At 74.3% G+C, this 12,440-nt stretch carries 13 protein-coding genes; 9 read left to right on the forward strand and 4 right to left on the reverse strand.

Translation table 11 applies throughout. The annotated features are described in order from the left end of the window. The first annotated feature begins 41 nt into the window (after positions 1-41). Positions 42-1,355 (forward strand): carbohydrate-binding protein, encoded by a 1,314-nt coding sequence (locus tag QRN56_RS04545; RefSeq protein ID WP_285101529.1) that lies wholly within the window; start codon positions 42-44, stop codon positions 1,353-1,355. Between the two features lie 101 nt (positions 1,356-1,456). On the opposite strand, the gene QRN56_RS04550 is transcribed toward QRN56_RS04545, so the two are convergent. Next, positions 1,457-2,326, reverse strand: coding sequence for an oxidoreductase (locus tag QRN56_RS04550; protein ID WP_285101531.1), 870 nt, complete (start codon positions 2,324-2,326; stop codon positions 1,457-1,459). Between the two features lie 102 nt (positions 2,327-2,428). Between QRN56_RS04550 and QRN56_RS04555 the strand changes: the two genes are divergently transcribed. The 8 genes from QRN56_RS04555 to QRN56_RS04590 all read left to right on the forward strand — a co-directional run bounded on the left by QRN56_RS04555 (position 2,429) and on the right by QRN56_RS04590 (position 10,629). Then, positions 2,429-3,301 (forward strand): helix-turn-helix domain-containing protein, encoded by an 873-nt coding sequence (locus tag QRN56_RS04555; protein ID WP_285101533.1) that lies wholly within the window; start codon positions 2,429-2,431, stop codon positions 3,299-3,301. An 85-nt stretch (positions 3,302-3,386) separates the two neighbouring features. Next, positions 3,387-5,906, forward strand: a complete 2,520-nt coding sequence (locus tag QRN56_RS04560) for a RecQ family ATP-dependent DNA helicase (protein WP_285101535.1) — start codon at positions 3,387-3,389, stop codon at positions 5,904-5,906. 124 nt (positions 5,907-6,030) lie between these two features. Next, the gene (locus QRN56_RS04565; protein ID WP_285101665.1) at positions 6,031-7,224 is read left to right on the forward strand and encodes a histidinol-phosphate transaminase; all 1,194 of its coding nucleotides are present in this window, start codon (positions 6,031-6,033) and stop codon (positions 7,222-7,224) included. Continuing rightward, positions 7,221-7,820, forward strand: coding sequence for an imidazoleglycerol-phosphate dehydratase HisB (hisB, locus tag QRN56_RS04570; protein WP_285101537.1), 600 nt, complete (start codon positions 7,221-7,223; stop codon positions 7,818-7,820). Before QRN56_RS04565 ends, hisB begins: the two co-directional genes overlap by 4 nt. Before the next feature lie 5 nt (positions 7,821-7,825). After that, positions 7,826-8,428, forward strand: coding sequence for a hypothetical protein (locus tag QRN56_RS04575; RefSeq protein WP_285101539.1), 603 nt, complete (start codon positions 7,826-7,828; stop codon positions 8,426-8,428). 2 nt (positions 8,429-8,430) lie between these two features. Continuing rightward, a complete protein-coding gene (hisH, locus tag QRN56_RS04580) occupies positions 8,431-9,075 on the forward strand; it encodes an imidazole glycerol phosphate synthase subunit HisH (protein ID WP_285101541.1) in 645 nt (214 codons plus the stop codon). A gap of 91 nt (positions 9,076-9,166) precedes the next feature. After that, complete coding sequence (gene priA, locus QRN56_RS04585; RefSeq protein WP_285101543.1) at positions 9,167-9,904, forward strand: bifunctional 1-(5-phosphoribosyl)-5-((5-phosphoribosylamino)methylideneamino)imidazole-4-carboxamide isomerase/phosphoribosylanthranilate isomerase PriA; 738 nt, start codon at positions 9,167-9,169, stop codon at positions 9,902-9,904. Then, on the forward strand, positions 9,901-10,629 hold the full coding sequence (locus QRN56_RS04590) for an SseB family protein (protein ID WP_285101545.1): 729 nt from the start codon (positions 9,901-9,903) through the stop codon (positions 10,627-10,629). The genes priA and QRN56_RS04590 overlap by 4 nt, the downstream gene beginning before the upstream one ends. A 9-nt stretch (positions 10,630-10,638) precedes the next feature. Here QRN56_RS04590 and QRN56_RS04595 read toward each other — a convergent pair whose 3' ends face one another. Genes QRN56_RS04595 through QRN56_RS04605 form a run of 3 tightly spaced genes read right to left on the reverse strand, consistent with a single transcriptional unit; the run spans position 10,639 to position 12,301 of the window. Then, a complete protein-coding gene (locus QRN56_RS04595) occupies positions 10,639-11,376 on the reverse strand; it encodes a S1 family peptidase (RefSeq protein ID WP_285101547.1) in 738 nt (245 codons plus the stop codon). After that, positions 11,373-11,924 (reverse strand): hypothetical protein, encoded by a 552-nt coding sequence (locus QRN56_RS04600; protein ID WP_285101549.1) that lies wholly within the window; start codon positions 11,922-11,924, stop codon positions 11,373-11,375. The genes QRN56_RS04595 and QRN56_RS04600 overlap by 4 nt, the downstream gene beginning before the upstream one ends. After that, the gene (locus tag QRN56_RS04605; protein ID WP_285101551.1) at positions 11,924-12,301 is read right to left on the reverse strand and encodes a DUF1844 domain-containing protein; all 378 of its coding nucleotides are present in this window, start codon (positions 12,299-12,301) and stop codon (positions 11,924-11,926) included. The genes QRN56_RS04600 and QRN56_RS04605 overlap by 1 nt, the downstream gene beginning before the upstream one ends. Between the last annotated feature and the right edge of the window lie 139 nt (positions 12,302-12,440).

The raw sequence follows: 12,440 nt of genomic DNA on the forward strand, positions 1-12,440 counted from the left end.
GACAAATGCCACGGCGACACACCACGGTCCTGAGGAGTGCCATGAGACGGCGTACATCGTTCCTGGCGGCGGGAGTCACCGCCCTGCTGGTCACCGGACTCGCCATACCGGTCGTCGTCGCGCAGGCCGGGCCGGTGGCCCAGGCCGCGGCCGCCGACTGCGCGGCGTCCGCCTGGGCGGAGGGCAGCTCCTACGCTCTCGGCGCGCACGTGACGCACCGCGGCCGGGCCTACACGGCGCTCGTGGCGCACACGGCGCACGTGGGCGCGGGCTGGACCCCGGACACCACGCCCAGCCTCTGGTCGGACGACGGCGCGTGCGCCACGCAGCCCGACCCCGACCCGACCGACCCGACGCCCGACCCCACGGACCCGACCCCGGACCCCGAGCCGACGCCGACGGACTGCAGCCAGCGCCCGCGCCCGTCGGGCAAGGTGCTGCAGGGCTACTGGGAGAACTGGGACGGCGCGAGCAACGGCGTGCACCCCGGCCTCGGCTGGATCCCGATCACCGACTCGCGCATCACGCAGCACGGCTACAACGTGGCCACGCTCGCGTTCCCGGTGATCCGCTCCGACGGAACGGTGCTGTGGGAGGACGGCATGGACTCCGGCGTCCAGGTGCCCAGCCCCGAGGAGATGTGCGCCGCCAAGGAGGCCGGCCTGACCATCCTGATGTCGATCGGCGGCGCCACCGCCGGGATCGACCTGTCCTCCCAGGCCGTGGCGGACCGGTTCGTCGCCACGATCGTGCCGATCCTGCGGGAGTACAACTTCGACGGCATCGACATCGACATCGAGACGGGCCTGACGGGCAGCGGCTCCATCACCCAGCTCTCGACGTCGCAGGCCAACCTGATCCGGATCATCGACGGCGTGCTCGCCGGGATGCCGGCCGGCTTCGGCCTGACGATGGCGCCCGAGACCGCGTACGTGACCGGCGGCAGCGTCACCTACGGCTCGATCTGGGGCTCGTACCTGCCGATCATCAAGAAGTACGCCGACAACGGGCGCCTCTGGTGGCTCAACATGCAGTACTACAACGGCTCGATGTACGACTGCTCCGGCAACTCGTACGCGGCCGGGACGGTGGCTGGCTTCCAGGCGCAGACGGACTGCCTCGACGACGGCCTCGTCATCCAGGGCACCACCATCCGCGTGCCGTACGAGAAGCAGGTGCCCGGCCTGCCCGCCCAGCAGGGCGCGGGCGGCGGCTACATGGCGCCGTCCCTGGTCTCGCAGGCGTACGGCTCGTACAACGGGGCGCTGAAGGGCCTCATGACCTGGTCCATCAACTGGGACGGGTCGCGCGGCTGGACCTTCGCCGACAACGTCAAGGCCCTGCAGGGCCGGTAGGGACGACGGCGCCGGGCGGGCGGACCTCGGGTCCGCCCGCCCGGCACCGTTCGTTTACCGGTCGCGTGCCGGTCGTGTGCCGTCCGGGCGCCGCGCGGGTGTCAGGCGCCGATTGCGTCCAGCACGGCGATCTCGTCGTCGGGCAGGGTGAGCCCGGCCGCCGCGACGTTCTCGCGCAGGTGGGCCACCGACGACGTCCCGGGGATCAGCAGGATGTTCGGCGAGCGTCGCAGCAGCCAGGCCTGCGCGACGGCAGCCGGGGTGCTGCCCAGCCGGGCCGCCACGGCGTTCAGCTCCGCCGACTGCAGCGGCGAGAAGCCGCCGAGCGGGAAGTACGGCACGTAGGCGATGCCCTGCGCGGCCAGCGAGTCGATCAGCATGTCGTCGGAGCGGTTGGCGATGTTGTACATGTTCTGCACGCCCACGACCGGTGCGATCGTCTGCGCCTCGGCGACCTGTTCCGCCGTGACGGTGCTGACGCCCAGGTGGCTGATCAGGCCCTCGTCGCGCATCCTCGCCAGCTCGGTGAACTGGGGCGCGAGCGAGCCCGGCTCCGGGGACTCCAGCCCGCCGACGCGCAGGTTCACCACGTCGAGGCGGTCCAGGCCGAGGTGCTCGAGGTTCTGCTCGACCTGCCGCCGGAGCTGGTCCGGCTCGCGGCTGAGCACCCAGTGCCCCTCGGCGTCGCGCACCGCGCCCACCTTGGTGACCACGTGCACGTCGGCGGGGTAGGGGTGCAGGGCCTCGCGGATGATCTCGTTGGTCACGTACGGGCCGTAGAAGTCGGCGGTGTCGATGTGGTTGACGCCGAGCGCGACGGCCTCGCGCAGGACGGCGACGGCCGCCGCGCGGTCGGCGGGCGGGCCGAAGACCCCGGGGCCGGCGAGCTGCATGGCGCCGTAGCCGACGCGGTTGAGGGTCAGGTGGTCGGCGAGCGTGAAGGTGCCGCCGGGGATCGTCTGTGTGGTCATGGCTCCACGGTGCGGCGGCCCGGCGCGGACAGGCAGTGCCCGGGCGATCCTGGGAGTACGGGGACCAGGCACGCGCGCGGCGCCCGGCCTACCGTGGTGGGCATGACCAGGGAGACCCAGCTGAGCGAGTACCTGCGGGCGCGCCGCGAGCTGGTGCGGCCCGCCGACGTCGGGCTGCCGGACGGCGGCGTGCGGCGCGTGGCGGGCCTGCGCCGCGAGGAGGTCGCGCTGCTCGCGGGCATCAGCGCCGACTACTACCTGCGGCTGGAGCAGGGCCGCGACCGCAACCCGTCGGCGCAGGTGCTGGAGTCGCTGGCCCGCGTGCTGCTCCTGGACGAGCCGGCCACGCGGCACCTGCTCGACCTGGCGGCGCCCGCGCCGCGGAGGCGGCGCCGTCGGCCGCGCCGCGAGGTGGTGCCCGCCGGGACGCTGCGGCTCCTGGACCGGGTGGGCATCCCGGGGTACGTCGAGGGGCGTTACTTCGACGTGCTCGCGGTGAACGAGCTGGCGCAGGCGCTCTCTCCGACCCTGCGGGTGGGGCACAACCGGCTCCGGGACCTGTTCCTCGACCCCGCCGAGCAGGCGATGCACCCGGACTGGCCCGACGTGGCGCCGAAGATCGTCGCCCGGTTCCGCGAGGCGATCGGCACGGACACCGACGACGAGCGGGTCGAACGGCTCGTGGGGGAGCTCTCGCTCGCCTCGGAGCGGTTCCGCACCCTGTGGGCGCGCCACGACGTGAACCTCGGGACGCCGCACGAGACCCGCATGCTGCACCCGCAGGTCGGCGAGCTGGAGCTCGACATGGAGAAGCTCGCCATCATGGGCACCGACCGGCAGATGGTCGTGCTGCTGCACGCCGCCCCGGACTCGCCGAGCGGGGAGCGGCTGGCGCTGCTCGCGTCGCTGGCCGCGTCGTCCGGGGAGGCGGTCGTACCTGACGACGCCGCGGCAGCGCGCGCCGAGACGACGTAGGGAATCGCCGGAGAACAGTGTGCCAAGCGCGCGGGCTGTGGATAACCGGCTCGCGGTGTCGGTGGCTGCTCCTAGGATCGATGACGTGACCAAGGACCCCTTCGCAGACCTCCCCTTCGCCATGGAGGAGCCGCCCGACGACGCCCTCCTGACCGACGTCGGTGACCCGGCGCTGCCGCCGTCGGCACGCAACACCCCGGAGGCGCAGGCGGCGAAGCTGCAGATGCTGCGCGGCCTGCTGCCCGAGGGTGGCGTCGCGGCCGCGGCACCGGTCCGCAGGTGGCCGCCTGCGGAGCCGGAGGCGGACGCGCCGGAGGCCGGCGCGGGGGCACCGGTCGAGGACGAGGCAGAACCTGTGGAGGCCGCACCGCCCGCCCGCCCGGTACCGGCCGCGTCACCCGGCGCCTCGCTGCGCGAGGAGGCCGAGGCCGCGCTGCGGGAGCTCGTCGGCCGCGACGACGCACGGCTGCGGGACGACCAGTGGACGGCGATCGAGGCGCTCGCGGCGTTCCACCGCCGGGCGCTCGTGGTGCAGCGCACCGGGTGGGGCAAGTCGGCCGTGTACTTCGTGGCGACCCGCCTGCTGCGGGCCCGGGGCGCCGGCCCCACCGTGATCGTCTCGCCGCTGCTGGCGCTCATGCGCGACCAGATCGCCGCCGCCTCGCGCGCCGGCATCCGGGCCGTGACGATCAACTCGGCCAACATGACCGAGTGGGACGAGGTGCACGCGTCGATCGCGCGCGGCGAGGTCGACGTGCTGCTGTGCTCGCCCGAGCGCCTGAACAACCCCGGCTTCCGCGACGAGGTGCTGCCGCGCCTGGCGGCCGACGCCGGCCTGGTGGTCATCGACGAGGCGCACTGCATCTCGGACTGGGGCCACGACTTCCGCCCCGACTACCGCCGGATCCGCACGCTCCTGGCCGACCTGCCGGCGGGCATCCCGGTGCTGGCCACCACGGCGACCGCGAACGAGCGAGTCACGGCCGACGTGGCCGAGCAGCTCGCCGTGCACGGCGAGGCGGCGGCCGGTGAGGACGTGCTGGTGCTCCGGGGCGGGCTCGACCGGGAGTCGCTGCACCTGGCGGTGCTGGAGCTCGGCGACCAGCCCACCCGGGTGGCCTGGCTGGCCGAGGCGCTCCAGGACATCGAGGGGTCCGGCATCGTCTACTGCCTCACGGTCTCGGCCGCGGAGCAGGTGGCCGAGCAGCTGCGCGGCTACGGCCTGGCGGTGGCCGCGTATACGGGCCGCACCGAGCCGGCGCAGCGTGAGCAGCTCGAGGCCGACCTCAAGAACGACGACGTCAAGGCGCTGGTCGCGACGTCCGCGCTGGGCATGGGCTTCGACAAGCCGGACCTGGCGTTCGTGGTACACCTGGGTGCGCCGTCGTCGCCCATCGCGTACTACCAGCAGGTGGGCCGCGCGGGCCGCGGCGTCGACCAGGCGCTGGTGGTGCTGCTGCCCGGCACCGAGGACAAGGCGATCTGGGAGTGGTTCGGCGAGCAGGCGTTCCCCGCCGAGGGGCAGGTGCGGGCCACGCTCGACGCCCTGGCGGGCGGCGGCACCATGTCCACGGCCGTGCTGGAGACGCAGGTGGACCTGCGCCGCTCCCGCCTGGAGACCATGCTCAAGGTGCTCGACGTCGACGGCGCCGTCCGGCGGGTGCGCGGCGGCTGGGAGGCCACCGGGCAGCCCTGGTCGTACGACGCCGAGCGGTACGCGCGCGTCGCGGCGACCCGAGCCGCCGAGCAGCAGGCGATGGTCGACTACGTGAACACCCCGGGCTGCCGCATGGCCTACCTGCGCGCCCAGCTCGACGACCCCGACCTGACGCCGGGCTGGGAGTGCGGCCGCTGCGACCGCTGCGGCACCATGGCGCTGCCCGAGGCACCCGACGCCGAGGCCGTCGCCGCCGCGCGGGCCGAGATGGACCGTCCGGGCATGGAGGTCGAGCCCCGCAAGATGTGGCCCACGGGCCTGGCCTCGATCGGCCTGGACCTCAAGGGCAGGATCGTGCCCGCCGAGCTGGCCGAGCCGGGCCGGGCCGTCGCCCGGCTCGACGGCCTCGGCTGGTCCGGTCCGCTGCGCGACCTGCTCGCCCCCAGCGCGACCGACGGCGAGCTGCCCGTGCCGCTGCGCCGCGCCGCCGCCCGGGTGCTGGACGAGTGGCCCGCGCTGCGGCCGGTGGAGAACGGCGAGGCGGCGGGCGAGGCCGACGGCGGCGACGTCCCGGGCGGGGCCGAGCCCGGTCCGCTCGTGATCGAGGCCGTCGTGGCGGTCCGCTCGGTCCGCCGGCCTCAGCTCTCCTTCCACCTGGCCACCGGGCTGGCCAAGTACCTGGGTGTGCCGATGATCGGTGCGGTCGGCCCGGTCGCGGGGCAGGAGGAGCCCGGCCGGCACGACGTGAACTCCGCGATGCGGCTCGCCGGCGTGGCCCGGCGCCTGCAGCTCCAGCTCGGCGAGGGCGCGCTGCGGGGTCTGCCGGGCCGGTCCGTGCTGCTCGTGGACGACTACACCGACTCGGGCTGGACCCTCACGGTCGCGTCCCGCCTGCTGCGCCAGGCCGGTGCGGCAGCGGTGTACCCGTTCGTGCTGGGAGTGCGATGACGGACGTCGTCCCTCCGGGGCGGGTGGCGGCAGCCGTTCCTCCGGGGCGGGTGACCATCACCACCCGCCCGGTGGGCGGACGGGTGCCGGGTCCGCGCCGCGCGGTTCGTAGACTGGTGCGGTGATGACCAACACCGTCGACCAGCAGGGCGCGGGGGGCAGCGCCACGGCGTCCTCGGTGCGGCTGCCGCTGCGCCCCGAGCTGGCGGACGAGGAGCCGTACGGCGCGCCGCAGCTCGACGTCCCGGTGCTGCTGAACGTCAACGAGAACCCGTACCCGCCCAGCGAGGACGTGGTCGCGACCATCGCCGAGGACGTGGCTCGCGCCGCCCGCGGCATGAACCGCTACCCGGACCGGGACGCCACGGCCCTGCGCCAGGACCTGGCGGACTACCTCACCCTGGAGACGGGGGTGCGCCTCGACCACTGCGACGTCTGGGCGGCGAACGGGTCCAACGAGGTCATGCTGCACGTACTGCAGGCCTTCGGCGGCCCGGGCCGCACCGCGCTGTCGTTCGCGCCCACGTACTCGATGTACCCGGAGTACGCGCGGGACACGCACACCACCTGGGTGGTCGGCCGCCGCGAGGACGACTTCACGCTCGACCCGGCGCACGCCGCCGCGACGATCCGCGAGGTTCGCCCCTCGGTGATCCTGCTGGCCAGCCCGAACAACCCGACCGGCACGGCGCTGCCCACGGCCACCATCGAGGCGGTCTGCGAGGCGGCGCTCGGCGTCGACCTGGACGGCGCCCGCCCGGTCGTCGTGGTCGACGAGGCGTACGCGGAGTTCCGGCGCCCCGGCACGCCGTCGGCGGTCGCGCTGCTGGAGCGGTACCCGAACCTGGCCGTCTCGCGCACGATGTCCAAGGCGTTCGCCGCAGCCGGTGCGCGGCTCGGCTACCTGGTCGCGTCGCCCGACTTCGTGAACGCCCTGCGGATCGTGCGCCTCCCGTACCACCTGAGCGCCATCACGCAGGCCGCGGCAGGGGCCGCGCTGCGCCACCGCGAGTCGCTGATGGCGCAGGTCGCCACGCTGCGCGCCGAGCGGGACGCCACGGTCGCCTGGCTGCGCGAGCAGCGGCTCCCCGACGGCCTCCCGTTCGACGTCGCGGACACCGACGCCAACTTCGTGCTGTTCGGTACGTTCGGCGACCGGCACGCCGTGTGGCAGGGTCTGCTGGACCGCGGGGTCCTGATCCGCGAGACCGGCCCGGACGGCTGGCTGCGGGTGTCGATCGGCACGTCCGCCGAGATGGCCGCGTTCCGCGCGGCGCTCACCGAGGTACTGCGGGAGCAGGGGGAGGAACAGGCATGAGCAGGACAGCCCGCGTGGAACGCGCCACGTCCGAGTCGAAGGTGCTGGTCGAGCTCGACCTCGACGGCACCGGGCGCACCGAGATCAGCACGAGCGTGCCGTTCTACGACCACATGCTCACGGCGCTCGGCAAGCACTCGCTGATCGACCTCACCGTGCAGGCGACCGGCGACACCCACATCGACGCCCACCACACGGTCGAGGACGTCGCGATCAGCATCGGCGAGGCGCTGCGCCTGGCCCTCGGCGACAAGGCCGGCATCTCCCGGTTCGGCGACGCGCTCGTGCCGCTCGACGAGGCGCTCGCCCAGGCGGTCGTGGACGTGTCGGGCCGGCCGTACCTGGTCCACGAGGGCGAGCCCGCGGGCCAGGAGTACCACCTCATCGGCGGTCACTTCACGGGGTCGCTGACGCGGCACGTGCTGGAGTCCATCGCGCACCACGCGGGCATCTGCCTGCACGTGCGGGTGCTGTCCGGACGCGACCCCCACCACATCGTCGAAGCTCAGTTCAAGGCGCTGGCGCGTGCGCTGCGCGCCGCCGTCGCCGTCGACCCGCGGGTCGACGGCATCCCGTCCACGAAGGGTGCGCTCTAGCAGCCATGTCCGACAGCCCCAGGCCCGCGAACGACGGGTCCGACAGCACCACGCCGGCCGGCGACGACCTGCCCGACTTCGACCTCGAGAACCTCGAGATCCCCGACGACCTGTCCTCCCTGACCGGCACCGGCGAGCCCGAGTTCGCCGCGATCATCACCCAGATCGCCGGCGCCGAGCCGCTGGCGGCGGCCAGCTCCCTGGCCCAGCTCGACCTGGACGCGGTGCCGACCCCGGTCGGCGCGGTCGGCGTCCTGCGCGACCGGTCGGGCGACGCGCCCGAGCGGGCCGCCGCGGCGATCTCCCAGCTCGTGCGGGGCGTCCCGCTCGTCCTGGTCACGCGCACCGGCGAGCAGATGACGGCCGTGCGGTTCGCCGACGGCGTCCGCGGCGACGAGCTCGCGCCGGGCCTCGTGCTGGGCGGCGCGCCCGAGAACGTCGTCGACCTGCTGACCGGCGCCACGGCGGTGGCCGACGTCGACGGCGTGGTCGGCTCGGACTCGATCAGCAAGTTCAAGGCGATGCGGATGCTGACCTCCGCCGCGCGCAAGGCCCGCAAGAGCATGGGCAAGGGCGAGACAGGCCCGGACAGCAAGGACGGGGTCTGACCGTGGGCGCGCGCGTCGTCGTCCTCGACTACGGCTTCGGCAACGTCCGGTCCGCCGTCCGGGCCCTGGAGCGGGTGGGCGCCGACGTGACGCTCACCGCCGACCGGGCCCTCGCGCAGGACGCGGACGGCCTGGTCGTGCCCGGCGTCGGCGCGTTCGCCGCGTGCATGGCCGGCCTCACGGCGGTGCGCGGCCACGAGGTCGTGGGCCGGCGGCTGGCCGGCAACCGCCCCGTCCTGGGCATCTGCGTGGGCATGCAGGTCATGTTCGACGCCGGGGTGGAGCACGGCGAGCGCACCGACGGCATCGGCGAGTGGCCCGGCGTCGTCGAGCGGCTGCACGCCGACGTGGTGCCCCACATGGGCTGGTCGCCGGTCGAGGCGCCGGGGGGCTCGGCCCTCTTCGCCGGGATCGCCGACGAGCGCTTCTACTTCGTGCACTCGTACGCCGCCCAGACGTTCACCAAGGGTCACGACGAGAACGCGGTGGGCGTCTTCTCGCCGCCGAAGGTCACCTGGGCGGACCACGGCGGCCGGTTCGTCGCGGCGGTCGAGGACGGCCCGCTCGCGGCGACCCAGTTCCACCCCGAGAAGTCCGGCGACGCGGGAGCCCAGCTCCTGGAGAACTGGCTCACCACCCTCGCTTGACCGTTGAGTGCTGGATCTTCGCCCTCTAGGGCGTCCCGGAAGGGCGAATGTCCAGCACTCGACGCAGACAGAAACTCAGACTTGGAGAGACATGACCGACCGACTCGTGCTGCTGCCCGCCGTCGACGTGGCCGACGGCCAGGCCGTCCGCCTCGTCCAGGGGGAGGCCGGCTCGGAGACCTCGTACGGGGACCCGCTGACCGCCGCCCTGGACTGGCAGTCCGGCGGCGCCGAGTGGGTGCACCTCGTGGACCTCGACGCGGCCTTCGGGCGTGGGTCCAACGCCGAGCTGCTCGCGCGCGTGGTCGGTGAGCTGGACGTGCAGGTCGAGCTGTCGGGCGGCATCCGCGACGACGAGTCGCTGGAGCGCGCCCTGGCCACCGGCGCCCGCCGCGTCAACCTCGGCACCGCCGCCCTGGAGGACCCGGCCTGGACGGCCAAGGTCATCGCCGAGCACGGCGACCGCGTCGCCGTCGGCCTCGACGTGCGGGGCACCACGCTCGCCGCGCGCGGCTGGACCAAGGAGGGCGGCGACCTCTGGGAGGTCCTCGGCCGCCTCGACGAGGCCGGCTGCGCGCGCTACGTGGTCACCGACGTGACCAAGGACGGCACGCTGCGCGGCCCCAACGTCGACCTGCTGTCCGACGTCGCCGCGCGCACCTCCGCGCACGTCGTCGCCTCGGGCGGCATCTCCTCGCTCGACGACCTGCGGGCGCTGCGCGCCCTGGGCACCATCGAGGGCGCCGTGGTCGGCAAGGCCCTGTACGCGGGCGCCTTCACGCTCCCCGAGGCGCTCGACGTCGCCGGGCGGCCGGGAGCCGCCGAGTGAAGTCCATCCAGCCGTCCAGCCAGTTCGCGGGCGACGACGGCTCGGCCGACGCCGAGCTGACCCGCCTGCTGGAGGGCCACTCGACCGGGACGGTCCCGCTGCGCGACGTCGTCGCCCGGCTGGCCGAGACCCGCGTGCTCGTGCCGGTGCTGGCCGAGGCCGGCGCCGTCGAGCAGAACCCGGACGGGCTGACCGTCGACAAGGAGGCGTCCTCCGGCGTCGTCGCCCTGGAGGCCCCGGACGGCCGCCGGGCCCTGCCGGTGTTCACCTCCGTGGCGACCATGCAGGCGTGGCGTGCCGACGCCCGGCCGGTCCCGGTCGAGGCGACCCGCGCCGCCCTGTCGGCGGTGAACGAGAACTGGGCGCTGGTCGTCGTGGACCCCGCCGGGCCCGCGACGGCGCTGGTCCCGCGCCCGGCCGTGTGGGCGCTGGCACAGGGGCAGCCCTGGCGGCCGGCCCTGGTGCCGCACGAGGACGGGCTCGCCGTCGACCCCGAGGTCGCGGCCGAGGTGGTGGTCGCCGCTGCCCCCGTGCAGCACGTGGTGCGGGTGCACGCCGAGCCCGGCCGCAAGGCCGAGGTCGCGGTGGTGCTCGCCCTGGACCCGGGCCTGGACCGGGCCGGGCTGGACGCGGTGCTGGGACAGGTCAACGCCCGCCTGGCGGCGTCCGAGGTGATCTCCGCGCGCGTGGACTCCCTGGAGCTCCGCATCGGCGCGGCCCGCTGAGCCCTCCGCTCAGCAGCCCTTGGCCGGCGTGAACGCCGTGTCGTCGGCCAGCATGTCCTGGAGCGTCGACAGCGGCACCAGCAGGCTGTTGTCGTCCGCCGTCTTGGCGTAGACGACGCCGATCACCCGGCCCTGGTCGTCCAGCGCGGCCGACCCGGACGACCCGGGCTCGACGGGGGCGTCCGTGAGGAGCACCTCGCCCAGGTTGGCGTTCAGCGGGTCCCGGGTGGTGCCCATGACCTCGCCCTCCGTGACGGTGAGCTCGCCGCCCGCGGGGTAGCCCACCACGGTGACGGGGTCGCCGCGCTCCGGGTCGGCCTGAGCGAGCTCCGGGTGCGACGGCAGCGGGTCGGTCGTGCGGACCACCGCGAGGTCCGCGAGGCCGGCGGTCGAGGTGGCCCCGACGGTGATGTCGTGCCCGTCGTAGGTGCTGACCTCGAGGTCCTTCGAGTCCGCGACCACGTGCTTGTTGGTGATCAGCGTGTGCTCGTCGATCGCGAAGCCCGAACCGGTCGACAGCTCCTCGCAGCCCACGTTGCGGATGCGGACGGCCATCCGCTCGACGGCGTCGAACCCGTCCGGGCTCAGCGCGTCGCCGCCGGCCGCGGGGGACAGGTCCACCGGCGTGGACGGCACGATGTCGCCGGGCACCGGGTCCGGCAGGGGCGGCAGCACCCCGCAGCCGCCCAGCGTCCCGGTCAGGACGAGGCCCGCGAGGACGGCGCGCGAACGGGCGCTCCACCTCACTGGCGCAGCTCCCGCTGCAGGGCCTCGTTGGCGTCCTCCGCGTCGGCGCACAGCGCGTTGACCTCCCGCTCGTAGCGGGCCAGGTCCGCGGGCTCGTACTGGTCGGCCTCCTTGAGGTAGCCGACGAGCTGCTCCTGGCCCGACACACACTGCCCCAGCGCCGAGGCCACCGTGGCGGCGGCTGCGCTGACCTGCGTCTGGTAGTCGAGGTACTGCTGCGAGGCGACGTTCTCGTCACCGAGCTGCGCCTTCTCGTTCGCGAGGTCCGTGATGCGCGACGTCGCGGTCGAGAGCTGGTCCCGGGCGGCCTTCAGCTCGGCGTTCGCGCCGTCGAGCTGCAGCCGCAGCGAGGCGACCTCGTCGGCGTAGCCGTGCGCCTTGGTCTCCCACTCGGTGGCCGTGCGCTGCCAGCGGACGGTCGTGAGCCACAGGTAGGCGCCGACGGCGATCGTCGCCACCAGCACGATGGCGAGCACACGAGAACCACCCCGACGGCGCCGGGGCGCCCGCTCCGGTTCAGGCGCCGCCACGACGGGAGCCTCGGTCATCAGACGACGGAACCCGTGTACTTCTCGCCCGGCCCCTCGCCCGGCGCGTCGGGGATCACCGACGCCTCCCGGAACGCGAGCTGGAGGCTGCGCAGGCCGTCGCGCAGCGAGCGGGCGTGCTGGTTGCCGATGTCGGGAGCGCTCGCGACCACCAGCGCGGCCAGCGCCGTGATCAGCTTGCGCGCCTCGTCCAGGTCCTTGAGCTCCTCGGCGTCGTCTCCCTCGGCCAGGCCGCACTTGACCGCCGCGGCGCTCATCAGGTGGACGGCGGCCGTCGTGATGACCTCGACCGCGGCGACCTCCGCGATGTCCCGCGTGGCCTGGTCAGGGCCCACCGGGGCCTCGATGCCGGTGGGTGTCTCGTCGCTCGTGCTCATGGGCACCATCCTTTCATCCCCCCGGGGGTGCGGACGCCCACCGGGCGCCCTCCCGACGCCTGCCGAACGTCCTCCGAACGACGGCGCGAGTCTGGGTTAGCCTGCGTGCGTTCAACGGTGAAACAGGGGAGGCCCTTTC

Origin of the sequence: Promicromonospora sp. MEB111, assembly GCF_030209445.1 — a bacterium.
Taxonomy (GTDB): domain Bacteria; phylum Actinomycetota; class Actinomycetes; order Actinomycetales; family Cellulomonadaceae; genus Promicromonospora.

Bases quoted from the DNA above. Each gene is read 5' to 3' on its own strand.
- QRN56_RS04605 (WP_285101551.1), bottom strand. From the start codon at position 12,301: ATGAGCACGAGCGACGAGACACCCACCGGCATCGAGGCCCCGGTGGGC.
- priA (WP_285101543.1), top strand. From the start codon at position 9,167: ATGACCGACCGACTCGTGCTGCTGCCCGCCGTCGACGTGGCCGACGGC.
- QRN56_RS04555 (WP_285101533.1), top strand. From the start codon at position 2,429: ATGACCAGGGAGACCCAGCTGAGCGAGTACCTGCGGGCGCGCCGCGAG.
- QRN56_RS04575 (WP_285101539.1), top strand. From the start codon at position 7,826: ATGTCCGACAGCCCCAGGCCCGCGAACGACGGGTCCGACAGCACCACG.
- hisB (WP_285101537.1), top strand. From the start codon at position 7,221: ATGAGCAGGACAGCCCGCGTGGAACGCGCCACGTCCGAGTCGAAGGTG.
- QRN56_RS04600 (WP_285101549.1), bottom strand. From the start codon at position 11,924: ATGACCGAGGCTCCCGTCGTGGCGGCGCCTGAACCGGAGCGGGCGCCC.
- QRN56_RS04550 (WP_285101531.1), bottom strand. From the start codon at position 2,326: ATGACCACACAGACGATCCCCGGCGGCACCTTCACGCTCGCCGACCAC.
- QRN56_RS04565 (WP_285101665.1), top strand. From the start codon at position 6,031: ATGACCAACACCGTCGACCAGCAGGGCGCGGGGGGCAGCGCCACGGCG.
- QRN56_RS04545 (WP_285101529.1), top strand. From the start codon at position 42: ATGAGACGGCGTACATCGTTCCTGGCGGCGGGAGTCACCGCCCTGCTG.